A 24059-nucleotide genomic window follows, 5' to 3' on the forward strand; every position below is an offset into this window, starting at 1 on the left:
GCGCCACGAGGGTGCGCGCTACCCTGAGACCTGTCACGCAAGACAGTCCCTTCGCGATCATGGAGGGCGAGCGCCAACTCGCCACCCAAACTTTGAAAAGTCCCTTCGGCGCCAACCGGGGGGGCTTTTCGCTTTGTATGAAGTTTTCTGCGGCCTTGCCTGTTACGCCGTCATCTGCAACGGCAGCATCTCCTGGGCGTCTGCGCGGTTTTTCGGCCCAATGATCAGGCCCGTCTTGCCATGGACCTGGCACAGGACGTCGGCAACGTACTGACTCAGGTTGTTGCCGTATCCGGCCTCGGCCGCAGCGTCGGCGAGACACAGACCTTCGGGGACGCGCGTGGTGACCTGCACCCGTTTGCCCTTACTCCGTTGAGCCATGTGTCGAACCTTTCTCTTGAGGAACCGTGATCCTCAGGACGCCACCGCTATCGTGCACCAAGCTGATGCAGAATCCGTTTGCGACGCGCCGGGGCTCGGCCGGAAAACTGACGCAGTTTCAGACGGCGCCCACGATGTCTGGGCCTGGCACGGCTCACGAACGGACGGGCCGGGACGCTCGAAATATCGCCACGGAACCGCGTCGCTCCACCTCCACGTCTTGGAAGCTGGCCTCCAGCAGTTGCCGTAGCTCCATTTCGGTGTCGTTACTGTTCCCAAAGACACCGGTTTGGTTGTAGAGGCGCATCAGGAGCTTGCCCAGTGGCCAGTGCCCAGAGTTGAGCACCGTAGCCCCAAATGTCGTGCCGTCGTGGGCCGTCAGTGCCGCAAGGTTCTCCACGGCGGCAGCTTTGGAGGACATAGGTCCCGGTAAGCAGTGCAGCAGGAAATTCGCACCAACGGAGTCGAATTGGCGGCGGGGCAGTGTGTCTCGATTCAGTACGTCACCCTCGTGGCGGACCGGCTCCTGGGTGCGCAAGCGAGCCGCGGTGTATTCAAGCGCTGACGGACTCATGTCGACCAACGTGAGCGCCCGCTTGGCGGCGGTAGGCGCCCGCGTATTGAGGAAGAACCCGGTTCCCACTCCCACCTCAACGTGATCACTTGACCGGTTCTCGGCGTACAGCCCGCGCAGCGCGTTCAAAGAGCAACCCCACGCCAGTGGCGTCGAAATACGCAGCACCCATGCGTCATAGAGCGGCAAGGCGAGACGTGTGTAGGCGGCGGCGCTGGGCGGCAGATGGGCGGGCTCAGTGTTCACCGGCCCTACGGTAGTGTCGGCCGCTTCGCCGCCGGCAGTACAGTCGTACGTTCGGGGGATCGATCAACGGAGATCAGGCGTGCAGGTCACGAACGACAGCCAGTGGTACTTGATTGCCACGTTCCGAGGTGGCGTGTCCGGTGTGGTTGCCCGGGGCCACGACCCGGCACACCAGGAGAACTTTCGACAGCTTAAGAGCTTCATGCCGAATCACCTGGCCAAACCCTTCAACAATCTCGTCTGCGAGGCCATCGCGAGTCGTGAACCGGTCCGCCGCAAGGACCCGATCGACGATCGCGGCCGAAAGTGGTGGGGCATAGCGACTCCGGTACTAGCAGCCAGCGGCGCTGCGCACGCAGTCCTACTGTGGATTGGGACGACGCCCGAGCCAGCAGGGGAGTCACCGCTCGTCGCTGGCGCATGGGAGTGGGAACTGGAGCCACAGCGCATTTCGATCTTCGGACCCGGAGTGCCGGAGATGTATGGCCGCTCCGATTGGGTCGTCGGACAGCGATACCCGATGTCGGAACTGACGGGACTCATCCGCGCCATGCAGCAGATGCCCGAGGCGGAACGGGTCATCTCCAGAAAGGTCGACGGCGAGCGGCTACTGACCGGGATGGCCGTAGAGCGCGGCCCGGTTGGCGGCGACATCGCGGAGATGCGATCGGCCATGGAGGTAGTCCGAGGGGACGACGGCAGCCATCACTGGCTGGGATTCTCGTGGGAGGTCAGCGAGTTCCTACCTCCCCAACGGTCGCTCGAGACCGAGGCCCTGGTTGAACTCGCCCACGAGGCTCCGGGGTGGACAATGCTGATGCTGCGCAAGCCGATTTCCCTGGTCAAACCCCTTAGCAGTGAACTCACGGTGCACGTCGACAATTACACCGGCCGCGTGACCGTGCACCCTCAAGACGCCGAGGTGCCCCGCCGGATAGAGGCCGCGCTGGAGACCGGGAACGGGGAAGGTGTCCTTCGGCTCCTCGGCGTTGACGGCGAGTGGGAGACCTATCGCGTGAGGGCCCGGCCGAACATTGACAACTGGGCTGTCGTCCGTTTCCTCCGTATCCCGGATGACACGCCCGATATCGATGAGCTAGAGTAAGAAACGCCTCGCGGGTCTGGCTTGTCCGGTCCGACGAGATTCCACCGGTTGTAGATCATCGCCGCGCTGGGGCTGCTCACCTTTCACGCTCGTACCTTCGGTACGCGCTGAGATGCAAAGTGACCCAGCGATCATGACTTCACAGCACTCTCGCGGTCCACGACCGCGACCCCGACTTGCGCCGCGCCTATACGGCGCTTCCTGCCGGACGCTGTCGCACACGCGCATGCGCGGCTATGAGGGTGTCTGTCGAGACGTTCAGAGCCGCAGCCAGGGCGTCCGCCGTCGCGGCTGCCAGTTGCACCTCTCCGTGCTCGATTGCGCTGATGAGCCCCGTACTGAGGCCGGCGGCCTTGCCGAGCTGCGGCTGAGTCAGGCCACGTCGCACGCGGAGATCACCCGGGAACAGCTCGTCGTCTGCAATAACAACGACCTCCGTCATGGCGATGTCGAGAGTCCTGATCACGCGGGCCAGGATGTCGACCTGAGGCGTAGCGGTGCCGTTTTCCCACTGGTAGACGGTGGTTCGACCCACGTCCGCCATCCGCGCGAGATCGCCCTGAGTGAGTCCCGCATTCTCACGTGCGGCGCGCAGGCGTTCGGGAACAAAGCCGCGCATGACGCGTCGACTCACAGTCGACCCGCCCCGGTGCTCATGTCTAGACACTGTGCCTCACCTGTCCTATCATCGAGCCAGCACGTTGAATTAGTATGTTGAAATAGTACGGACAAAGCCAACTTAGCTTCCGGCTAAAGAGGGCAATGAGGTGGGCCGATAGGGCCAAAAAGTTAAGACCGGTTCGGGCGCGTTTTGAGATTGGCGTCCTGAGCGCACCCGAACCGGCGGATTGCCAACAGACCAGCAACTGGCCCGTCGACGTCTCCAGCGTAGGCGGTGCGAGTGCGGTTCAACGCACCAAGGAGCTACGCGTTATGCGCAGGCGACCCCTATCAGGGACCACGCAGCCGGCCGCCCGCAGCAGCGGGAGGTCGGATAGCCGTCCGACCCCCCGCGTCCTACTGGCGCTGACCGGGTGGGGTGATTTGCCGTCTCTCACACCCGATCGGCGTGTGTTCGGAAGTCCATCGCTGACTGTCTCGAACAGCTTCGATTGTAGCTGCGTCGACCAGTCAGCCCTTCACAGAAATGGCTGGTTATGACCCACTTTCGGATGTGGACCGCGACGTGCGCGTCGGTCCTCGCGCTATCGGGTGCGGCGCTGTCGGGGGCGCAGGCAACTGCTGCCCCGGTATCGGGTGGTGCGTGCGCTCCGCTGTACGTCCTCGGCGTTCCCGGCACAGGGGAGACGAGCTCGACAGGGTCGACGAAGCTCGACTCGGGGATGCTCGGTGCGATCACCCGCCCGTTGTCGTCGTTGGCGGGGTCGCTCACCACCGACGTCGCGGTGCCGTATGACGCGGGGTTCGGTGGCGCGGTCAAAGGCGGCGACGAGCCGTACTCGCAGTCGGTGACCCAAGGCGCGACGCGCCTGACGAACACAATCAAGCAGACCGCGCAGAAGTGTTCGAACGCGCAGTTCGGGATCCTGGGCTACTCCCAGGGCGCGCAGGTCGTGTCGATGGTCGCCAAGGCCATCGGGCAGGGTTCGGGCCCGGTCGAGGCGTCCCGTGTCGCCGGCGTTGCGCTGCTGGGTAACCCGGTGCGCCAGGCCGGCGCGCCGACGTTCGATGGGGGAGGGGACAAGCCCCAGTCGCCGTCGGGTGATGACTCCGGCTCGCTGGCCAAGCTTCCGGCCTACTCCGCCCCCACACCCGCAGGTGCCGGGATCGGACCGACCGCCGACATCTCCGGGGATTACGGCCAGCTCGCCGGACGGGTCGGGGATTTCTGCGCCACTGGCGATCTCGCGTGCGATGCCCCGGCGAACTCGCCGCTGATGCATGTGGTGACCAACATCGCCGGTTCGTCGAAGCTCGACCAGAAAGACCCGGTCGGCACTCTGGCCACCCTGGCAACGGCGTTGGGGTCGACCGCGATCAAGACCGGGGTCGACGTCATCAACCAGGACGTCTCGGGCGATTCCCTCGAGGACTTGTCGTACACGCCGTCGCAACCACTGTCGACGCGCCTCGCGGCCGCGTCTGATCCCCGCTCGCCGATGCCGAATGTCAACGATTCGATCAACGCCCTGATCAAGGTCGGCACGATTGGCTTCAACGCGGTGCAGACGGTCGTGAAGTCGGTGTTCACCCCCGACACCATTGCCCAGGTCGCCGCCGTCGGTCTGGCCAACCCGCTTGCGGCCCTCGGCGTCCTGGCAGCCAAGGTCCCGGCTGCACTCGTCGAGTTGGTGCCGCCGTCGACGGTGTCGCGCTGGACCGACGAGGCATTCCAAGCGGTGCAGACCGAGGTGACCGCCAACAGCGATCTGTTCAACCTCACCAACCTGGTGTCGTACTGGAACGCCGGGCAAACGCACACCTCGTACGCCAAAGCGACGACAGCGTCAGCGCCGAGCGCGGCGATGTACATCGCGCAGTGGTTCGCCGCCCTGGCCCACGATGCGGCCGGTCAGCATTCGTTCTCTCCGTACCGATCTGACGGGGTCCTCAACTACGACACCAAATCCGAGTCGGGTTCCTCGTCGGTGTTCACCCCGTCAGTGGAGATGCCCTCGACCACCACCACGACGACGTCGAGCTCGTCGGGCTCGGATGCCTCGTTCGGTGACGGCTCGTCCTACAACCCCGGCGGCGGCGACATCGTCGCCGGCACCCCCACCACCACCACGTCGGCGGTCCCGTCGACGCAGACCCACCCAGAAGGAGAATGACCGTGTCCGCACATCGGATGACCCGCACGACCGCCGGGGTGGTGCTCGCTGCCGCGATCACCGCTGCCACCGCCGGGCAAGCCCTCGCCGCGCCTCCAGGGTCGGCCCCGCCTTCGGGTGAATCCGCACCCGGCTCTGCACCCGCTCCGGCACCGGCTCCGATCCCGCCGGGCCCGTCGATCATTCCGGCTCCGACCTATGACGCGCCGGTGGTCTACGAGAACAGCCCCGGCTATCAGGCCCCGGTCTATTCGGGGACCTACAACCCGGTGCCGCCGGCTCTTCGTGCCCCGCGTCCGGTCGCTCCGGTCGCCCCGGTGTTGCCCAACCAGTTGCGTCACCCCGGGGTGATCAAGCTCGGCAACCTGCACTTCGCCCAGGGCGTTATCTCCGATGCCGATGCTCGCAACATCAACGGCCAGGCCGCGACCATCGAGGCCCGCACCGCCACCTACTACGAATCGATCGGCTTCCCCAAGGACCAAGCCGCTCGCACCGCAGCCTCGACGACCGTCGGCATCCTTGCCGGCGGCGCGGCTGGCGCTGTCGCCTTGGGCATCCCCGCAGCGATCGCCGGGGCCATCGTCGGCCTGCCGGTCGGCGCCGGGGTCGGTGCCGCGACCGGCGCGATCATCGGCGCAGTCGGCGGCACACCGCTCTCGCCCATCGGTAGCGCAGCCGGTGCGACCGCACTCGCAGGGCCGGGCGCCTTGATCGGGCTCGCAGCGGGACCCGTTGTCGGGGCAATCGCCGGTGGTGCCGGGGGAGCGGCACTCGGTGCGCTTGGTGGTGCCGCGCTCGGCGGGATCATCGGCTACGCCGTCGGCGCGGGCGACCCGGGCGGAAACCCCAAAGCCCCGTTGGGTGGTGCCACGAATGAGGCTCCGATCCTGTCCAAGCCCGCCCCGCCGCATCCCGAGGCCAACCAGTACGAACTGCACCTCGACCGCTCGAATCTGCCCGGTAACGGGAAGGTCGACTACGTCGTCAACAAGACCGGTGACGTCTCCGGGGAGATCAACGTCGGCCCGATCAAGGCCCCGATCGCAATCTCGCATGAGCAGGCCGACGCACCGTTCAAGGCTGCGGGCGCTCTCGCTCAGACCGCCCGCGACACCGTCGACGCCGCGGTCGCGAACTTCTCCGACCAGGCCCGCAGAGCCATCCCCGGCCTGCGCATCGATTTCCCCCAGTTGGCCACCACCCCGGCGGCCGCGAAACACCGAAAGTGAGGAAAACGCACATGGCACAACGGAACACCTCGGGGAAGAAGCTGGTCGCATCGGCGCTCATCGCGGGCGCAGTGTCACTCGGCACCGCGGGACTGCTCGGCGGCGGCGCCGGAGTAGCCAGCGCCAACTGCCCCGGCTGCGCCCCGCCCGCGCCCACCAAGTACATCCCGCCGATTCAGGGCCCGGGAATCCACCACTACTGAGGACGACTCGAACATGACCCCGTCGCACACCACCAGCGCACACCACCACTCGGCCATCGGCCGCGTGCTGGTGGTGTGCGGCACCATCACCGCTCTGGCACTGGTGGCCGGATGCGGTTCTGACGACTCCACACCGTCGCTGGCCGAATTCGCCCCCGACCACAAGGTCACCCAGGTCGTGTCGATCCCTGCGATCACCCCGATTGCTTGCGACCCAAGCACCGCCGCACCGGGGGAGACCGTGACCCGCGGCCGCGGTGACCACGACTCCGGGATCGGCGCTGTCGCCGACTACCACTGGTCGGTCATCACCGCTCGCGATCCCGCCCGCGCCGCCGACGCCGTCGCGCCCGGCGCAGACATGGGCCGCTCGACAAACCTGTCCGACGCGCTGGCCGGGTTTGCACCCGGCACCACCTACTGCCTGCGGATGCGCCAAACCGACGCCCGCACAGTGCTAGCCACCCTCGACTACCAGCCACCCACCGGCACCACCGCGCAGTACAAGGTCCGCGCGACCGTCACCGGCGGCCCCGGATCGGTGCGCGTCACCGGGGAGGTCGACCAGTGAGCGACGACCGATGGGGCTGGGTCACCGCCCCCGCAACCTCCAAGCCGCAACCACCCGCTGACGGGGTCGAACAGAAGCAACACTTCACCAACACCCCCGTCGCCGGGGCCGGGCGTGATGCCCTCGATCTGTGGGCACCCGCACCGGCACCCCCGGCCGCCGCCGTACCGCCCGCCACCCCCGGCGTGGTCAACGAGGCTGCCGACGCCACCCCGACGCTGGCGTACTCGGCCGTCGACGACCGGCCCGCGCCGGTCGAGGTCAACGGACATGGACCCGGTGACGACGCACCCACCGCCCAGTGGCCTGTTGCCGAGCACCACAACTGGACCGATCAGTGGCAGCCCACTGCTGGTGATGGGCTCGACCAGCTCGTCGTCGACGGACGGGCGAAGAAGGCGCGCACCCGGTCGCTGCGCCGCGCCGGGATCGTCGCCGGGTTCCTCAGCGTCGTCGTCGCGGTAGTGGTCGTCGGCGCTGTCGAGATCCTGCCCGGCGACGACGCCGCACCGCCTGCCGGGGCACCTGCTGCCAAGACCGCGCCTGCGGGCTGGTGCCCCACCGGCATCAACGGTGACACGACGACCGTGGCCACCGGCGGGGACCAGAAGACACCGACCGGTGCGGTCGCAGCGTTTCTGTCCGGGCTCATCGACGCCCGCTCCGCGGCCGCCGCGCGCGCCACCATGTCGCCGGCCGCGGTCGCCCCAACGCTCGACCAGCTCCAAGCGTTCGTGACCGGGCTGCCCGCAGCGACGAACGGGTGGTGCGCCCAGATCACCACCACCGACTCCGCTGCCCGGGTCCTGGTCACTCTGCGCCTGCACGTCGGGGACAACCCCCTCGATACAGGTTCGGCCACCACCTTCTACGTCTCGGCGTCCTCGCCGACGTCGTGGTCCATCGACGCCATCGTCTCCGATGAAGGGAGCCAACCGTGATGACCGATCACGACGAGACATACAGCCACACCCACCCCGACGCCGAAGCCGCCGTCGCCCAACCCATGTCGTGGCGCACCGATGAGCTGACGTCGGGACACAACCTGCCGCCACTGTTCGCCCTCGTCGGCGCGGCCGGGGGAGTGGGCACTACCACCCTGGCCAAGATGTGGGCTCCCGCCGCCGATTCCGGGCAGTTGTGGCCCGCTAACCGGGGCTCCACCCAGTGGTGCGTCCTGGTGGCGCGGCTGTCGATGGCCGGGGTCGACGACGCCGCCAACCGGTTGCGCAACGACATCGTCCCCGAACCGGTCGACGTGTTCGGCATCATCTGGACCCCACCGCGGCCTGGCCGCATCCCCAAAGAGGTCCACCGCTACGCCGCCACCGTCGGGGAGAACGTCGACCACACCTGGACGCTGCCCTGGATCGACGAACTCGTCCTCGCCCGCCGCGACGCCCTGGCCGCCTGGCTCCCCGGAACCCCCATGCCCGACAAGAAGTCCACCGATCTCGCTGTCGGACCACCGCTGTCGGTATGCACCGTCGGCGCCGACATCGTCTCCACGGTCACCGCCCGGTACCGCGGATAACCACCACCACAAAGGAACTCACATGACCATGCGCACCACCATCACCAACATCGCTGACTCGATCACCGTCAACCCCACCGCCCCTCCCGGGTCCGACAAGCTGCTCACCGTCGTCTCCTGGGCCGGATGGCTGGCCATGATCGCCGCCGTCGTCGCCCTGGTCGCCGCCGGCGCCAAGTTCGGGTTCGAGAAGTCCCACGGCACCGCCGACAACGCCGCCGCCACCAAAGTCGCCTGGACCCTGGTCGGCTGCGTCGTCATCGCCACCGCCGGCGGTCTCGTCGGCGCACTCGTCTAACCACGAGCGTCCGCACAGCCCGCACCCACAGAACAGGTACACCCCATGAACCAGACAGGGACACAACATGAACGACGGAATGGACGCGGCCTACGCCCGACTCGAGCAGGTGTTGGGGTGGGTCGCCTGGCTGGCGTGTCTGCTGGCCGTGGCCCGGCTGATCTGGATCGGGGGTCTGTTCTATCAGGCCAAGCAGGACGGGCATGGGGCCGACGGAGTGGAGAACATCGTCGCGAACCTGCTGGCGACGATCTTGGTCGGGGCCGCCGGGGCGATCGCCGGGGCGTTGCTGTCCTGACCGGACTCCTGGCCGCGACAGCGCTCCTCGCCGGGTGTGGCAGCGATTCCCCGCCGGCGGCCGATCCGGCATCCTCGGTCGTGCAGGTCGCCCCCGACGCACCGCCGACGGGCCTCGATTGGGCGTCGTTTCAGGGCATGAAGATCCCGACCGCCGATCAGGGACCACACGCCTCGATCCCGATCGTCGCCCCGCACGGCTTCGACCACAACGGCCCCGGCGCCGCCCTTGCGGCGATCAACGCCACGGTCCGGATGAGTGTCGCCGCCGACGACCAGTGGTCCGACGTCGGCAACCAGCTCATCGCCCCCGGCCCGGCCCGGGACGCCTGGACCATCGAACGGGTCCGGGTGTCGATCACCGCCCCGGCCACCGATCCGCCGACAGTGTGCGGCTACCAGATGCGCAACTACACCCCGCAGCGCGCCGACGTCGCGATCATCACCCGCCAGAAGGACGGCTCCTACACCTCCAACGCCGCCTCGGTGGTGTGGAGCGCCGAAGGGGACTGGCTGCTGGCTCTGCCCGACTCCACCTCGAGCACCCCGCCGGTGTCCGCAGTCGACGGCATTCCTGCGTCGACGATTGTTCTGAAAGGCCAGTGCTGATGAACGCACCCCGCTCAGTGTTCCCGACCACCCCACCCACGCCGACCTCTCGGAAAGGGCTGTGGCTCAGCGTCATCGCCGTCGTGGTGGTCCTGGCAATCGCCGGCGTTCTGGTGGTCGTCCTCAACCGAGGCACCACCAACCCGACCACCGCCCCTGCGGCGACATCGGCAACCGCCACGACGCCGTCGCCGACCTCGGCGGCGACGGGCGGGGCCGGGTTCACCGGCACCACGGTCGACAAGCTCAACAAGCCCGTGCAGCTCCCCGCGAACCCGGCCGGACAGATCCTGCCCCAGACCGGCAAGACCCCCGCCGACACCGACGGTGTCCCTGATGGGTTGATGTGGCAAAAGATCTACGACCTGCCCATCGTGCCGTTCTCCACCTCAGACGGCCCGACGAAGATCAAAGACGGTGTTGCACAGGGATGGGCACACACCCCTCAAGGTGCAGCCCTCGCGGCGACCTCCATCCTGAACACTTGGCTCCTGGCTCCTGACGCAGCCTCGACCGTCGTGCAGAAGACCCTTCTCAGCGGCACCGAGGCTGACATCGCCGCACGAACCAAGACCAACCGACCACTGCGCATGGTGGGTCTGACAGATCCCGATCTGGGTCCCGGAGCTGTGGCCGGAGTGCAGGTCGACACCTACACCAACAACTTCGCCCGGATCTCCTATGGCGCGGGCCCGGTGGTCGACGACACCAACCCTGACGGCTTCTACCAGGTGTCGACGTTGTCGGTCACCTGGCAGGACGGCACCTGGAAACTGATCGTCACCCCAACGACGCCGGACCGTGGCGAGCAGCGAACAACGATCGCGGGAATGACGCCGTGGACCGACTGAGAATTGTCCGTCGGGCGGTCGTCACCCTTCTCGTGGCGGCTCTCATCTCACTGACCGGGGCAATCGCGACACCAGCGCCACAGGCCCAGGCGAACCCGATCACCGATGTCGCATGTGCGGCGGCCGACGCGGCGGTCGGCCCCGTGTGCAGTGCGACGAAGGCTGTCGGTGGTGCGGCGAAGGATGCGGTGAAAGACGCTGCGTCTGACGGCTTCAAGGGGATCGTGAAGTCGATCTTGCAGGGCGCCGGGACGGCGATGGTGACGGTGCTGACGTGGTTCGTACGAATCCCGACCCCGGAGGCCGCGCAGTATTCGGCGATTCAGAAGGTCAAGGAACTCACGCTGCGGTTACAGCTAATCTTCATGGCCCTGTCGATCGTCATCGGCGCGATCCGATTGATGCTGGCCAAGCGTCACGCCGTCTATGCCGCCGGCGAGGAGCAGTTCCAGGCGATGGGCCGAGCGGTCATCGGGGCGTGGATGTTCGGCGGGTTCCTCACCGCGCTGAGCCAGGGCACCGACGCACTGTCGATTGCGTGGCTCAACTCCGTCACCCACGGAGACGCACCGTCGAAAGTCATCGAACGCATCGTCAAGGTCGACGTCCTGATGGGCATGGGCTCCGGGTTGGTCCTCATCGTCGCGATCCTCGGGGTGTTGGGCGCGATCTTCCAGGCGGTCGTTCTCGTTGTCCGGCAGGCGATGTTGATCCTCGTCACCGCCTACATCCCAATCATGGGCGCCGCGTCGGGCACCGAGCTGGGCAAGGCCGCCTACTCCAAGACCGTCCGCTGGGTCATCGCCCTGCTGCTGTGGAAACTCGTGGCGGCGTCCTGCTTTGTCGCCGCGTTCACCCTGGCTGGAGCCAGCGGAGCCGACGACCAGGCCCAGGTCCTCTACGGGTTCATCCTGCTGTTCCTCTCCGCGCTGGTGCTGCCGATGCTGATGAAGCTCGTCTCGGCCGGGTTGTCGATGTCGGGCGGCTCGGGTCTCGCGGCCGGGGCGATGGTCGCCGGCGTGGTCGCGGCGGGCGGGACCATTGCCGCGTCCGGTGGTGCGGCGGCCGCGGGCGGTGGTGCGGCGTCGACCGCGGGCCAGTCGGGCGCTGCGGGCGGCCTCAGTGGCGGAGGCGGCGGCGGTGGCTCCGACGGCGGCGGCGGTGGCGGGGTGTCGCGGATGTCGGGTGCGGGCAGCTCCGAGGGTGCGGGCGCGATGGCCTCGGGCGGATCGTCGGGTGGTGGCCGCGGACCGACCTCGGGCGGCGGTGGCGGGGAGATGAGTGGTGCGTCGTCGAATGTGCCGTCGGCGGCGTCGATGCCGCCGCCTGATTCCTCCTCCGGCGGTGGCGGTTCGTCGTCCGGTGGTGGAGGCGGGAACCGGTTCTCGGCCGCCGGTGACGCGATGGCTGCGACCAGCGTGATGTCGCAGCAGGCCGAAGCGTTCTTCGACAGTGGCGACGACGGCATGGGTGCTGAGGGAGGGATGCGCTGATGGCCTCCGATCGCGATGCATTACTGCTCTACGGCCGGTGGGAGCGGCCCCGGTCGACGGGTCTGTTCGGCATGAACTGGGGTGTGACGGTGATGGCCGGGTTCCTGGTCATCGCCGTGATCATGACGTTCGTGTTCACCCAATCCCTGCCTGTGACAGGGGTGTTGGCGTTGTTGTCGGTTATCGGTATGGCCCCGTTGGTGTATTCGCGCGGCGGGCGAACGGGATGGGAGATGACGATCTTGAGGCTTCAATTTTCGTGGGCGAAACTGCGTAAGCAGACGATCTACCGCGGTGGTGTGTTCGGTCAGGTCCCCGGTTCGGCGCGGATGCCCGGTATCGCGGCCGGGTCGCACATGTATTCCTACGAGCTGCGCGATGGTCGCCGGTTCGGGCTGATCCACTACCCGTCGAAGAATCACTTCGCGATCTCCTTGGCGGTGCAGCCGCAGGGCCAAGAGCGCGTCGATCAGTGGCAGATCAACGAATGGGTCGCCGGCCAGGGCGATTTCCTCGCCCGCCTCGGTGCGTCCCGCGGCGCGGTGGGTGCGGAGGTGGTGGTCGAGTCGGTGCCTGATGCTGGTGCCCGCGTCGGCGCCGAGGTCCGCCGCATGACCGACCCGAACGCCCCGGCGTATGCCAAGCAGGTGATGGCCGAAACCGTCCTCGAGCGAGGGTCGGCGCGGGTGCGCTCGGATGTCCGGTTGACGTTGACGTTCGCGCCGTTGCGTGAAGCGTCGTCGCGCGAGGTCGCCGACCAGGCCGCCGAGATCGGCCGACGGGTGTCCACCCTGATCGTGGCCGCTGCCCAGGCGGGGATCTCGGCGGCACCGCTGTCGGCGGGGGAGTTGTGCATCTATCCGACGCGGGCCTACAACCCCGAGCTCGTCACCGATCTGGAGAAGATCGCCGGCACCTCGGAGTCCGATGATCTGCGCTGGACCGGTACCGGCCCGATCACCGCCGAGGAGGGGTGGGGCGAATACCGGCACAACGGGTTCACGTCGGTGTCGTGGGAGATGGCCGCACCCCCGGCCGGGCAGGTCCCCTCCGACACGTTGTTGCCGCTGCTGGCGCCGCGGATGGATGTGCCCCGTAAGCGGGTCACCATCGTCTACCGCATTCACTCGACCGCTGATGCGGTCAAGCTCGTCGACAACGACTTCCGCGAGGCGTTGGCCGCGGAGCAGTCCAAGCGTGGTGTGGTCTCGGCGTCGGCGTCGCTGCGGGTGCAGAACACCAACGCCGCCCGCTCCGAGCAGGCCCGCGGCGCGGGGTTGACCCGGTTCGGGATGATCGTCACCGCCACCGTCCCCGCCGGCGATGACATCCCCACGCTGCGCTCGGAGATCGAGGCGATGGGGGACTCGGCGCGGATCGGGTTGCGGCGCTGCTGGGGCTATCAGGCCGCCGCATTCGCCGGGTCGCTCGGTATCGGTGTCGTGCTGCCCGAGTACGCCACCATCTCCGGGAAGTTCGGCGCGTGAGCGCCCCGATCGGTGCCCGGCACCGCTCCACCTCGGAGTTCGACGACATCACCTCCGATATTGATCTCGACACCACCGCGGCCCGGGTTCGGGTCGCTGGGGTGAAGATCCGCACCGCAGTCGGCATGGCGGAGTTGACCGACGCGGCTGAACTCGGCGGTCGGGCAGGGAAGAAGGCCCGCCGCGAGCTCGGCCGGGAGAAGCGCCGCCGCGCCATTGCGATCGACCGGTTGATCGAGTCCGAGGGCTGGGACAAGCCCATGCCCGGTAAGTCGATGCGCGGGTTCCTCGGCGCCGGGGGCGGGCGCATGGCCACGACCGCACGGCTCCCGGAGTGGCGGGCCACGACCACCCAGACCGCCGGATTGTCGCCGTACTGCCTCGGTGCTGCGGCACCAATGCTCGGCACGCCGATCGGGTCGCATCTGTTCACCGGCGAGGACGTCGGGTTCGATCCGCTGTCGTGGATGAACGCCGGTCTGATCACCGCCCCGATCCTGTTCGTGTTGGCGCTCAACGGGTTCGGCAAATCGTCGCTGGTGCGGCGCATCGCGATCGGCACCATGGCCCAAGGCCACACGGTGCTCTTCATGGGCGATGTGAAACCCGACTACGTCGGCCTCACCAACGCCGTGGAGGGCCAGGTCATCGACGCCGGGCCCGGTGCAGCAAAGATCAACCCGCTCGCGGTCGGGGCGCTGGGGTCGATCATCCCGCGGCTCATCGACGCCGACCGCAGGGACCTCGCCGAATACGTCGCCGATCAGGTCCACGCCCGCCAGGTCCAGGCCGTCACCGCCCTGGTGCAGCTCGGCCGCGGATCGTCGGTCGCGGACTTCGAGGAAACGCTGATCTCGGCGATCCTCTACCACCTGTACAAACCGATCGAGGAAGGCGGACAGGGGTTCACGTTCTCCAACCCACCGCTGTTGCGGCACATGGACGCCGCCCTCGACGACTCCCCGGAAGCGTTGTGGGGTGCCGCCGGCGCCGACGACATCGCCCAGTTCCGTGACATCACCCGCAAACTCCGCCAAGCGTTGCGCGCGATCGTCGACGGGCCGCTCGGTGAGGTGTTCAACCACCAGTCGACCGTCCCGATCGACGTCGACGCCCCCGCCGTCTGCGTGGACGTCTCCAAGATCCCCGACGGACACTCCAAACTCAAAGCGGCGATCCTGCTGACCTGCTGGTCCGACGGGTTCGGCGCGGTCGAGGCCGCCCACACGTTGGCTGACGCGGGGTTGTCGAACAAGCGGCAGTTCCTGGTGATCATGGACGAGCTGTGGCAGGTCCTCGCCGAGCCCGGGATGGTCGACAAGGTCAACTCCCTGACCCGCCTCAACCGGCAGATCGGTACCGGGCTGGTGCTGATCACCCACACCATCAAAGACCTCGCCTCCTTCGAATCCCAGGCCGATGTGAACAAGGCGCTGGGGTTCATCGAACGTGCGCGGGCGAAGATCATCGGCCCCGTCGGGCCCGATGAGATCGAACGTCTCGGCGGGGTCATGTCGTTCACCAACACCGAGAAACGATTGATCACCTCGTGGTCGACCACCCCGCCACCGACGGCGGCGACCATCAAGCAGATCACCACCGGACACCGCCAACGCCCACCGGGCACAGGCTGTTTCATGCTCAAGTCCGGCGAGGACGACCGCCCCGGCATCCCGTTCCGGCTCTCGTTCACCCCGACCGAGGCCGGGTCCGGCGTGCACGACACCAACCAACGATTCGGCCTGACCAAGGAGCGGCAATGAAGAAGGGCGAAGCCGCCAGGGACGAGTTCAAGGCGGCCGCGGTCGCCGCGGTCGACGATCTGCTCGGCGGAGAGATCACACGGCACCAGGCGTTCGCTCTGGTCGCACAGAACGTATCGGTCCACCCGCACACCGTGCGCAACTGGTGGCGGGCAGCGCACCCCGAGCTGCTCCTGACCACCGAGGACCGCGCGACGCTGGCCGCGTTGGAGACGAAAGTCGCTGCCCTGACCCGTCTCAACGAGCGGCTCTCGGCGATCGGCCGCCGAGAGCCGTCGGTGGGGTGATGCGCTGATGGATTCCGAGGGCGCGGGAGGAGCAGCGAAGGCGATCGGTGGGGCGGTCGCCGCGGTGGTGCTTGCCTCGATCTTCCTCGTCGCGATCCTCACCGGATCGGGCGCGACCACCGACTGCCAGACCGCCGCCGCGACCAGCGGCTACGGGATGGGAGTGCAGAGCGCCAACGGTGCGACTGTCGCCGGGCTCAACCCGAAGCAGACCGCGCTCGCCGCCAACGGTGTGGCGATCGGCAAACAGCGAGGCGAACCCGACTCGGTAATCCTGGCCCAGTCGATGGCCATGGCCACCGAATCGACCTACCGGAACCTGTCGAACAAAACCAACGTCCCCGGCTCGGAGAAGTTCCCCAACGACGGCGACGGATCCGACCACGACTCCGTCGGACCGCACCAGGTGCGCGCGTCGGTCCACGCCGGCGGGGATCTGAAAAAGCTGATGGACCCCGTGTGGCAGATCAACTGGTTCTACGACACCGCCGACAAGGTCCCCGGCAAAGCGACCATGGACGCCGCCGCCCTCGCCCAGGCCGTCGAAATCTCCGGCCCCGACGCCTACGCCACCACCCGCACCCTGGCCGAGAAAGTCATCGCCGCAGTCACCCCCAAGCTCGGGGAACTCGCCACCACCACCGGCGGTAGCTCCTCGAGCGACGGGGGAGCGGCGTGCTCGGGATCGGCCGAAGGTGATCCGAACTCGCCGCTGGCCGGACCGTTCGGGCAACGCATCATCGCCGCCGCGTCGCGGTGGATAGGGATGCAGTACTCCTGGGGCGGCGGCAACTGGTACGGGCCCACCGTCGGCATCCACGACGGCGGCACCGGTGACAGCTTCGGTGACTACGCCCGCGTCGGGTTCGACTGCTCCGGTCTCACGATGTACGCGCTGTATCAAGCCTCCGGCGGCGCGGTGCGCACGGCGCATTTCACCGGCTCGCAGCAGGGCGACAGCCACGCCCACCCCATCCCGACCGATCAGAAGCAACCCGGCGACCTCATCTACTTCGGATCCTCGGCCGCCGGGTCACATCACGTCGGCATCTATTGGGGCAAGAAGGACGGAAAAGACATGCTGCTCAACGCACCCCAGTCCGGACAGAAAATCGCGATCATGCCGCTTTCCGGGTGGGCGGGTGAAGGGATGTACGTCCGTCGATTCTCCTACCCCGGCGACGACCAGACACCCCGCACCGCACCCGGACCCGCCGGCGGAACCAACGCAGGAAGGGACTGACCCATGCCCAGACACAGGACGACCCGCGCCAGAACCGAACACTGATGAAGGAGAACAACGATGAGTAGCAAGACTGAGTGGGAGACCGCAGAGAAGGCCGTTGACGGTGCCGCCGACGAACTCAAGGCCATGACCACCCACACCGAGCTGTACGGGTGGGCCAAGGACAACAAGCTTGATAGCCGGGCGCTGTGGCCGAAAGCGAAAACGGTGATGCGCCAACGGTTGGGCATCGACTACAACGCGATCCGCGAGCAGGTGACCGCGGAGCGGGCCGCTGAGGTCGCCGCGGCGGCCGCCGACGCCCCGGTGATCGAGTTGTGGTCCGCTGGGGATGCCGAGGTCGCGTCGTTCGCCGTGTGCGACGCCACCGGCGAGCAGTCCTGGTACGGCGAATTCCGTTCCGATGACCGGATCTACGCCGATGACGATCTCTCGGCCGAGCTGTCGGCGGCCGACAAGGCGGTGTTCATCGCCGGCAAGGCCCGCGAGCACGCCGACCTGTCCACGATCCGTCTGCTGCTGCATACCTGCCACCCCGACCTTGACGCAGCCGATCTCGCGGCGACGGCGTCACGGCACCGGGTGGCGCTGGAGATCGACGTCGACGACCAGTCACCGGCGATCGCCCTGTGCCGGGCACCCGGTTCGCACGGGTGGCGCGACATCCGCCTCGACGTCCTCCTGGACGCCGTTGCCTCCGAGCAGTCGGCGGCATCATGACCGGCACCTCCTACCGGGTCCGGTTGCAGGCGGTGATCGACGACTATCACCAGGTCGCCATCGATGGGGCCGACCCCGAGCACGACGCTGCGGCAACGGTGTTGGCGACGTTGCTCGGCGCCGACCTGGCTCCGACGCAGATCGTGCCCGCCATCGACGCCGCCATCGACGAGTGCGTCTCGGCCGTGGTGCGAGGTCTGCTGCGCCACGCTCGTAGCGAGGTGATCGGCAATTCCATCACCACCGCCCGTGCGGCCAACGACGCGGTCAACGTCCGACTCGTCGACCACGACCACCACAGGCCCGCATGTTGAACCGGGCGGTAGGTGTTCTCGCCGCGGCCGCGGTGTGCGCGGTACTGGCCGGATGCGGCGACGATTCGTCGACGAGCAGCACGGCGCCGACGTCGGTGGTGGCCGGACCCGACTCGGCGGCGTCGTCGGAGCCGCCGTTGACGATGCAACCGGGCCCCACGACGCAGGCTAAGGCGTGCGCGGAGGGTCGGATCTGTTCGGCCGATCAGGTGATCGTCTCCGCGCTCGAGGCGGTGTTTTCCTACCGCGGCACCGACACCAGCCCCGCCGACTCCGCTGCGGCGCGTGCGGGGGATCTACTTTCCCCGCAATACCGCACCGCGGTCGACGGGACGTGGTCGCTACTCGCGCCGATCACCGGCGCCCAATGGGCGGAATGGAAAGCCGACCGCGCCACGGTGACCGCGAAAGCCGACGTGCTCTCCGACGAGCATCCGCCCGACACCGCGACCTCGGCCGCCCGCGTGGCCACGGTGACCCAAACCGTGACCCCTGGCGGACAGAAACTCGCCCCGATGACGGTCTGGGTCGTCGCGAAACCCGGCGGTTCGGCCGGGTGGCAGCTCACCACTATCACCACTCAGTAGACAAGGACACCACCATGATTGACGTTGTCACCGCTCGTCAGGGCGTTCGATGAGTAGCACCGCGGGCCGTACCCACGAACCGACGAACGGCGACCCCAAGCTGATCTTCGGTGGTCTCGGTCTGGTCGCCGTGATCGTCCTGGGGGCCTGGGGTGCGTTGCAGCTCGCCGGCCAGCAGCAGGTCCCCGGCAATCCGCTGGCCGCGGTCATCGAGGTGGGCACCGGGAAACTTCGGTGGTCGACCGCGGCGACGGTGTGGGCGGTGATGTTCGCTGTGCTCGTCGCCGGCATCGCCTCTGCGGTGGCGATGCTGGTGCTGCGCCGACAGGGTCGTCGGACACGCGTCGATGACGCTGTGCGCCACCTGGGCCGAGGCAAGGACATCTACTCCATCACCCGAAAGGCCGTCACACAGAAGGCCAAGGACCTCGGAGTGGTGTTTCCCGCCGATCACCCGTGGGCCTCGCCCGGGGTGCCGATTGGAGGATCGCTGCCCAGTGGTCCGGATCTGTTCGGGTCGTTCGAGGACATGCACGCCGATGTGTGGGGCCCGCGGTCGGGAAAGTCGACCTCGCGGGTCATCCCCGCAATCGTCGAGGCACCCGGCGCGGTCCTGGCGACAGAGAACAAGCGCGGCAACCTCGACCACACCCGTGGTGTCCGCGAGGCGTTGGGCCGCAAGGTGTGGGTGTTCGATCCGCAGGCCGTGGCCGAGGAACCCGCATCGTTCTACTGGAACCCGCTGTCGTACGTCGTCGACGAGGACACCGCCCAGTCGTTGGCCGAGCAGTTCGCCGCCGGCGACGACGGCCAAGCCGCCAAGAAGGACCCGTATTTCGATCCCGAGGGCCAGGACCTCGTCGCGAACCTGTGCCTGGCCTCAGCGTTGGCGCGGGAACCGATCACCACCGTCTACGAGCGGCTCGGCGACCGGGCGCGGTGCCATGAGGCGATTACGATCCTCAACGATCACCGCTACCCGTTGATCGCCCAGGCGCTCGCCGCGCGCCTGGGGCTGCACCCCAAGCAGGCCGACGGCATCTTCGGCACCGCGATCAAGATGGTGCACTGCCTGCGGTCCCGCAAGATTCAGGACTGGATTACCACCCACCCCGGCGACACCCGCCCACAGATCGACCTCGAGGCGTTCGTCCGTAACGGCGAGACGCTGTACTGCCTGTCGCGCGAAGGTGTCGGGTCGACCGGCCCGATCATCGCCGCGATGACCGTCGCCGCGTGTGAGGCGGGGGAGAAGATCGCCACCCGCTCACCCGGCGGGCGGCTGCCGACGCCGATGCTGTGCGCCCTTGACGAGGCCGCGAACGTGGTGCGCTGGAAGCGCCTGCCGGACCTGTACAGCCACTACGGCTCGCGGGGGATCAACATCATGACCGTCCTGCAGAACTGGTCCCAGGGCGTGCGGGTGTGGACCAAGGACGGGCTCCAACAGCTCAGCGGCGCGTCGAACGTGTTCGTCTACGGCGGCGGTGTCAAGGAAATCGAGTTCCTGGAGTTCCTCTCCAAGCTCGTCGGCGACTACGAACGCCGCGCACTGAACGTCTCCCGCAGTTCCGGCCAACGGGGCGGCTCAGTCAGCGAATCGACGGTGTGGCAGCGCATCCTCACCGTCGCCGATCTCCAAGCGTGGCCCCGCGGCCGTCTGCTCATCCTCTCCGCCGGCAACCGGCCCACGATCGGCCGAATGGTCCCGTGGATGGAGAAGCCCTACGCGAGCGAGATCCGGGCGTCACTCGCGAAGTACTCGCCCACCCCCGACGACGGCGCCCCCGCCGGAAAGGTTCTCCGATGACCGACCTCGACCCCGCGATCAACGATGATGACGACTACTACAGCGACTACGACGCAGCGGACGACGGTCCCCGCGGCGGCGCCGTAGTTCCAGAAGCGCCGGCAGAAGTGGCGCCGACGCTGCGGTTCAAGTCGGTCTACGAGTTCGTCGACGAGCACCTCTCCGACATGTACCGCCGCGATGTGTCGAATGCCTCGCAGTTGCAGTGGTGCCCGGACTGGTGGGCCCATGGCGAGGCGGTGTCGCGGCTCGAGGCGTTATGGCGCACCTGGGAACACCTACGCCTCGACGGAGCGACGGGCATGGCTACGTGGTGGAAGGACTACGCCGACTCCACGATGGCCGTGCTGTTCGACCCCCTCGGCACTTTCGCTGGATGCAGCCCCGAACGCGGACACCAGCCGCGGCTCAAGCCGCTGCCGTGCAACCCGATGCCGCTCGAGCTCTTGGCGTGGGCAATGAGCGAACCCGACCTCCGCGACGCCAAACCCACCACGACCGACACCGAGAGGAACTAGACCATGACCCACCCCCACGAACACGAGGACCGCGAGCTGGTCTCGCAGATGGAACGCGCACTCGCCACCGCCGTGTCGACTGGCGCGGCGTTGATCGAAGCGTTCATGCGTCGCCACCAGCTCAACGCAGAACGCATCGCCCGCGAGGCCCAACAGGAGTCGGTAGCCACCGGCGCAGCCAACGCCGGCGTGGCCTTCGGCCAGGCCGCCACACAAGCGCGCCAGGCCGTCGACGAGACGCGACATGCTCTCGGGGTCGGTCAGTCCGATCCCACGTTCTGGCAGACCGCGTCCGAGGCCGCGATCACCGACAAGATCCGCGCCGACTACGGCGCCGACCCGACGCTGGTCGGTGACCGCGCCCACGACCGACACTGGGTCACCCGCGCCGACGCCGGCGAGATCCTCGACGTCTACGAATCCGCACGGCGCTGGTCGCACGCATCACTCGCGGCCGAGCAGTTGGCCGACAACATCGGTGAACTCCTCGACGAATACGGCGTCGACGTCGACCTCGTCGCCAGCCTGCCCCGCGAGGAAGCCGCCGAGCTCGTGGCCACCAGCCGCGCCGGGCACTACGCTCGCCCCGACGTGGACGACGAACGCACCGTCGACGACATCACCCGGTTGATCGACGACCGCGACAGCGCCCTGGACACCGCCGACCGTGACGCCGCGGCCGCGACGTCAGACTTCGACCTTGGCGACGACATGGCGCGCACCGCAGAAGTGCTAGAGGCCGCGGTGTCTGCGCCGCACGCCGATGCCAGCCACGCCGCAGCGTTGGCCGTCGATGATCACCCGACTCGTCCGGGAACGGCCGCGAAAACCTCGCGCAAGACCGCGACGAAGGCCCGACCCGGATCCGGCCGCGGACGGGCCGCCGGCAGCGATCGCGGGCACGACGGGCGGTAGACGCAGCGAGATCAACCACCCTTGATCGACAGCCCGCCGTCATCGCGACGGCGGGCTGTTCGCTGGCCGCGTATTGCCGCCCTGGCTCGCCCGCGACCGCACCGCCCCAACTGCTAGACGGTAACGGCCTGCGGAGTGGTAGCTGCCTCTAGCTGGGAAACCAGAATTCCCGTGACGTCCAGAGCGATCCCCAGGGCGGCGAGGGGCAGGGCAGTGGGTCCTGGAATGAGTGCAAGCAGTCCCAGTGTGCCGCCAACCAACTGCAGTGCTCCACCGACTTGCTGGTAGGGATTGTTGTTTGCAGTGCCTACCGCCAAATTGGCTATCCCCGCCACAATGTTGATGCCGCTGAAGACTGCACCCACTGGACCGAGTACCTCCGCCGCGTGTGTGCCAGCGAGCAGATCGAGCGCGAAGGACAGGCCTGAGAAGAAGTTGGCGATATTTTCGCCCGCCGAGCCGGTGCCGGGGGTTGTCGTGCCGCCGGTGCCGGTGCCGCTGCCGGGGTTGGTCGTACCGCCACCGTCTGTGCCGTCGGTCGGGTTGCCGGTGGTGGTCGATAGCGAACCGAAGTAGCCGCCGCTGTCATTGCGTGTGCCGACTGCATACAGCAATCCCCCATCGGGGCGGTAGCGCAGTGAGTAGATGGAGTAGTCAAGTCCGGTCACCACGCCAACCCCTTCACCGGTCGCGGTGTCGATTTCTATCACTGTGCTGCCGCCGGGAGCCGCTATCCCTGCGACGCTGAGGTACTTACCGTCAGGGCTCAGCGCCATGTACTTCTGCGCTGATGGTGCCAGCGGGACTGTGTAGTACTTCGAAACGGTCAGAGTTGTGGTGTCGATCGCGAATAGTCCGCCCTGCAGGAGGTTTCCGTAAAGGGTGCGGCCGTCGTCGCTTAACACCAGCTCTGTCGGCGAGCCGCCCACATAAATAGTGGCAATCTGGCCTGTTTGCAGATTTGTGACGGAGACTTGCCCGTAATTAAAAGTGCCATCGGTCTTGCCGGCGTAGATGCGACCGTTGGTCTCGTCGAGCACAACTGGTCCGGTGACAACCGGATATCCCGACGGGATCGTTGTGATGGACCCCGTTTTTGTGTTGACCGCGAAGACGTCACCGTTTCCGTTTCCGATCCCGGTATTGGCCGCCTCGAAGTACACGGTGTTGCCATCAGAGCTGACGGCAATTCCAGCGGCCGGCTCGGCGTATTCGAGGAAGATTGGGGCACTGCTGGCGGTGTTGGTGCGAGTGTCGATGGTGTTGACGGCGCCGCCGCGAACTGCGTCGGCGGTGGTGACGTATAGCCGGTCGCCTTGTTGCGTCAGGGCGAGCGCTGTGATTCGGCCCGGCAGTTCGATGCGGGCGCCCACCGGCTGCTGGGTGGCTGGGTTGACCTGCTGTACGTAGTAGGTCGTCTGGTTCGTTGTTTGGTCGTATGTCGTGACGCTGGCGTAGCCGCGGGTGCCGTCTCTAGAGAGGGCGAAGAGGTTGGCGGTATAGGGCCCAATGAGTTGCCCGCCAGCATCGGCGAGCGAGCCGGCAGCGCTCGCGTCGGACGTCTGCGTGGTCGCCGCCGCGATTTGAGTGACTGGCCGACTCGTAGTCGGCGGTGCACCTGCCGTGACTGGTGCATTCACCCGCAGTGAGCTCTGCTCGGTTGGCCGGAACTGCGCCCAAATTGCCTGTGCAATCGGGTTGGCCAAGAAAGTGTCACGCACACTGGCGACGAGCTGCTGCAGAAGCGCTGTGACGAACGTACCGATGGGGTTCCACGGTTGCGGAACCGCTGGGGCCATAGGACCGGCTTCGCCTAGCTGCGACGCGGAGCTGTTAGCTTCCGTTAGATCCACCATCGGCGCGGTCGGCGTGTATACCGACGCACCGTCGGGAGCCGACACGACCGACGCGTCGAGACCGGCGGATGGTCGGTGCGGCGTTGGCGACGTGGCGACCGCGGCCGCCGTTGGAATCGTGGTGGCTGTTGGCGCTTTTTCTGCTGTTGCCGGAACCGGATCTGCGACGTCCGCGGTGCGGGCGCTATCTCGTTCGAGCGGACTCGTCGTAGTTGGCACCGCGATTGGAGTCGCCGAGACCGTTGACGATGTTGTAGGAGGCTCCGCTGGCGGAGCAGCGGGCGACGGCGCTGACGTGGTGGGACTGCCGCTGGTGACCGAGGGCGCTGGGCTCGAATGTTGGGTGGCGGGGTCGCTGGAGTCGATC

26 protein-coding genes are annotated in these 24059 nt (G+C 67.4%); 22 read left to right on the forward strand and 4 right to left on the reverse strand.

Annotated features, from left to right (window positions below):
- Nucleotides 1–162: 162 nt before the first annotated feature.
- Nucleotides 163–381, reverse strand: a complete 219-nt coding sequence (locus ACQ7HM_RS21000; RefSeq protein ID WP_434218184.1) for a hypothetical protein — start codon at nt 379–381, stop codon at nt 163–165.
- Nucleotides 382–535: 154 nt separating this feature from the next.
- Nucleotides 536–1201, reverse strand: a complete 666-nt coding sequence (locus ACQ7HM_RS21005) for a class I SAM-dependent methyltransferase (protein WP_434218185.1) — start codon at nt 1199–1201, stop codon at nt 536–538.
- 79 nt (nt 1202–1280) lie between these two features.
- Here ACQ7HM_RS21005 and ACQ7HM_RS21010 point away from each other — a divergent pair, with 79 nt between their 5' ends.
- Nucleotides 1281–2306 carry a GAF domain-containing protein gene (locus ACQ7HM_RS21010; protein WP_434218186.1) on the forward strand — a complete coding sequence of 342 codons (1026 nt, stop codon included), beginning with the start codon at nt 1281–1283 and terminating at the stop codon, nt 2304–2306.
- 187 nt (nt 2307–2493) lie between these two features.
- Here the strand turns inward: ACQ7HM_RS21010 and ACQ7HM_RS21015 are convergent, their stop codons facing one another.
- A complete protein-coding gene (locus ACQ7HM_RS21015; RefSeq protein ID WP_434218187.1) occupies nt 2494–2925 on the reverse strand; it encodes a helix-turn-helix domain-containing protein in 432 nt (143 codons plus the stop codon).
- Nucleotides 2926–3478: 553 nt separating this feature from the next.
- On the opposite strand from ACQ7HM_RS21015, the gene ACQ7HM_RS21020 reads away from it, so the two are divergent.
- From ACQ7HM_RS21020 to ACQ7HM_RS21120, 21 genes are all read left to right on the forward strand, one after another.
- On the forward strand, nt 3479–5101 hold the full coding sequence (locus ACQ7HM_RS21020; RefSeq protein WP_434218188.1) for a cutinase family protein: 1623 nt from the start codon (nt 3479–3481) through the stop codon (nt 5099–5101).
- A gap of 2 nt (nt 5102–5103) precedes the next feature.
- A complete protein-coding gene (locus ACQ7HM_RS21025) occupies nt 5104–6333 on the forward strand; it encodes a hypothetical protein (RefSeq protein ID WP_434218189.1) in 1230 nt (409 codons plus the stop codon).
- 11 nt (nt 6334–6344) lie between these two features.
- The gene (locus ACQ7HM_RS21030) at nt 6345–6536 is read left to right on the forward strand and encodes a hypothetical protein (protein WP_434218190.1); all 192 of its coding nucleotides are present in this window, start codon (nt 6345–6347) and stop codon (nt 6534–6536) included.
- 13 nt (nt 6537–6549) lie between these two features.
- On the forward strand, nt 6550–7107 hold the full coding sequence (locus ACQ7HM_RS21035; RefSeq protein ID WP_434218191.1) for a hypothetical protein: 558 nt from the start codon (nt 6550–6552) through the stop codon (nt 7105–7107).
- Nucleotides 7104–8048: a hypothetical protein gene (locus tag ACQ7HM_RS21040; RefSeq protein WP_434218192.1), complete on the forward strand. Its 945-nt coding sequence runs from the start codon at nt 7104–7106 to the stop codon at nt 8046–8048. The genes ACQ7HM_RS21035 and ACQ7HM_RS21040 overlap by 4 nt, the downstream gene beginning before the upstream one ends.
- Complete coding sequence (locus ACQ7HM_RS21045) at nt 8048–8641, forward strand: DUF6668 family protein (RefSeq protein ID WP_434218193.1); 594 nt, start codon at nt 8048–8050, stop codon at nt 8639–8641. Before ACQ7HM_RS21040 ends, ACQ7HM_RS21045 begins: the two co-directional genes overlap by 1 nt.
- Before the next feature lie 22 nt (nt 8642–8663).
- The gene (locus ACQ7HM_RS21050; RefSeq protein WP_434218194.1) at nt 8664–8939 is read left to right on the forward strand and encodes a hypothetical protein; all 276 of its coding nucleotides are present in this window, start codon (nt 8664–8666) and stop codon (nt 8937–8939) included.
- 67 nt (nt 8940–9006) lie between these two features.
- A complete protein-coding gene (locus ACQ7HM_RS21055; RefSeq protein WP_434218195.1) occupies nt 9007–9237 on the forward strand; it encodes a hypothetical protein in 231 nt (76 codons plus the stop codon).
- 137 nt (nt 9238–9374) lie between these two features.
- Entirely contained in the window at nt 9375–9845 is a 471-nt protein-coding gene (locus ACQ7HM_RS21060) for a hypothetical protein (protein ID WP_434218196.1), read from the forward strand.
- Entirely contained in the window at nt 9845–10696 is an 852-nt protein-coding gene (locus ACQ7HM_RS21065; RefSeq protein ID WP_434218197.1) for a hypothetical protein, read from the forward strand. Before ACQ7HM_RS21060 ends, ACQ7HM_RS21065 begins: the two co-directional genes overlap by 1 nt.
- On the forward strand, nt 10684–12189 hold the full coding sequence (locus ACQ7HM_RS21070) for a hypothetical protein (RefSeq protein WP_434218198.1): 1506 nt from the start codon (nt 10684–10686) through the stop codon (nt 12187–12189). Before ACQ7HM_RS21065 ends, ACQ7HM_RS21070 begins: the two co-directional genes overlap by 13 nt.
- Nucleotides 12189–13676 (forward strand): SCO6880 family protein, encoded by a 1488-nt coding sequence (locus ACQ7HM_RS21075; RefSeq protein ID WP_434218199.1) that lies wholly within the window; start codon nt 12189–12191, stop codon nt 13674–13676. Before ACQ7HM_RS21070 ends, ACQ7HM_RS21075 begins: the two co-directional genes overlap by 1 nt.
- Nucleotides 13673–15439 (forward strand): hypothetical protein, encoded by a 1767-nt coding sequence (locus ACQ7HM_RS21080; protein ID WP_434218200.1) that lies wholly within the window; start codon nt 13673–13675, stop codon nt 15437–15439. Before ACQ7HM_RS21075 ends, ACQ7HM_RS21080 begins: the two co-directional genes overlap by 4 nt.
- On the forward strand, nt 15436–15726 hold the full coding sequence (locus ACQ7HM_RS21085) for a hypothetical protein (protein ID WP_434218201.1): 291 nt from the start codon (nt 15436–15438) through the stop codon (nt 15724–15726). The genes ACQ7HM_RS21080 and ACQ7HM_RS21085 overlap by 4 nt, the downstream gene beginning before the upstream one ends.
- Nucleotides 15727–15733: 7 nt before the next feature.
- On the forward strand, nt 15734–16969 hold the full coding sequence (locus ACQ7HM_RS21090; protein ID WP_434218202.1) for a C40 family peptidase: 1236 nt from the start codon (nt 15734–15736) through the stop codon (nt 16967–16969).
- A gap of 60 nt (nt 16970–17029) precedes the next feature.
- Entirely contained in the window at nt 17030–17692 is a 663-nt protein-coding gene (locus ACQ7HM_RS21095; RefSeq protein WP_434218203.1) for a hypothetical protein, read from the forward strand.
- A complete protein-coding gene (locus ACQ7HM_RS21100; RefSeq protein ID WP_434218204.1) occupies nt 17689–18006 on the forward strand; it encodes a hypothetical protein in 318 nt (105 codons plus the stop codon). The genes ACQ7HM_RS21095 and ACQ7HM_RS21100 overlap by 4 nt, the downstream gene beginning before the upstream one ends.
- Complete coding sequence (locus ACQ7HM_RS21105) at nt 18000–18593, forward strand: hypothetical protein (protein ID WP_434218205.1); 594 nt, start codon at nt 18000–18002, stop codon at nt 18591–18593. The genes ACQ7HM_RS21100 and ACQ7HM_RS21105 overlap by 7 nt, the downstream gene beginning before the upstream one ends.
- 49 nt (nt 18594–18642) lie before the next feature.
- Nucleotides 18643–20403 carry a type IV secretory system conjugative DNA transfer family protein gene (locus ACQ7HM_RS21110; RefSeq protein WP_434218206.1) on the forward strand — a complete coding sequence of 587 codons (1761 nt, stop codon included), beginning with the start codon at nt 18643–18645 and terminating at the stop codon, nt 20401–20403.
- Entirely contained in the window at nt 20400–20921 is a 522-nt protein-coding gene (locus ACQ7HM_RS21115; RefSeq protein ID WP_434218207.1) for a DUF4913 domain-containing protein, read from the forward strand. The genes ACQ7HM_RS21110 and ACQ7HM_RS21115 overlap by 4 nt, the downstream gene beginning before the upstream one ends.
- A 3-nt stretch (nt 20922–20924) precedes the next feature.
- Nucleotides 20925–21836 carry a hypothetical protein gene (locus ACQ7HM_RS21120; RefSeq protein WP_434218208.1) on the forward strand — a complete coding sequence of 304 codons (912 nt, stop codon included), beginning with the start codon at nt 20925–20927 and terminating at the stop codon, nt 21834–21836.
- A 113-nt stretch (nt 21837–21949) separates the two neighbouring features.
- Here the strand turns inward: ACQ7HM_RS21120 and ACQ7HM_RS21125 are convergent, their stop codons facing one another.
- The gene (locus ACQ7HM_RS21125) at nt 21950–23737 is read right to left on the reverse strand and encodes a YncE family protein (protein ID WP_434218209.1); all 1788 of its coding nucleotides are present in this window, start codon (nt 23735–23737) and stop codon (nt 21950–21952) included.
- Between the last annotated feature and the right edge of the window lie 322 nt (nt 23738–24059).

The sequence above is a fragment of the Williamsia sp. MIQD14 genome, assembly GCF_051025635.1.
Lineage (GTDB): Bacteria > Actinomycetota > Actinomycetes > Mycobacteriales > Mycobacteriaceae > Williamsia_A.